Source organism: Lactobacillus sp. UMNPBX19, assembly GCF_002553805.1.
In the GTDB taxonomy this organism is placed as follows: Bacteria; Bacillota; Bacilli; order Lactobacillales; family Lactobacillaceae; genus Lactobacillus.
On sequence record NZ_PCYR01000107.1, the window covers coordinates 1 to 456 of the forward strand.

At 38.6% G+C, this 456-nt stretch carries 1 protein-coding gene; it reads right to left on the reverse strand.

What is annotated here, in order from left to right; all coding sequences use genetic code 11:
- The coding region (locus tag CP370_RS09305; protein WP_143467890.1) for an MFS transporter at nt 1-417 on the reverse strand (417 nt) is incomplete at its 3' end.
- Between the last annotated feature and the right edge of the window lie 39 nt (nt 418-456).

Genomic DNA, 456 nt, shown 5'->3' on the forward strand with positions numbered 1-456 from the left:
CCAGAAACTTTCCAATAGTACAATAATCCGACCACGTCGCTCTTTAGGTACGCTTTCTGATACAAGCGTGGATGCAACTGGTAGTTCACCACCTAATCCAACACCAACAAAAAAACGTAAAATAATAAAACTAACAAATCCCACTGTTAAAGCAGATAATCCTGTCGCAATTGAAAAAATCAATAATGTTGCCATTAACATCATCTTACGACCCTTTTGATCTGCTAAAGCCCCAAATGTTAAGGCACCAACTGCAAGGCCAATCGAATTAACTGATCCAATCCAACCAACTTGTACCGAAGATAGTTGCCATTCTTGTTGAATCGCAACCAAAATAAATGATAATAAACCAACATCCATGGCATCAAATAGCCATGCCAACCCCGTAACTGTTAACAGTTTCCGTATCTTACTCATAACGTTCCACAATACTGATTAATGTACAACCAGTCTACT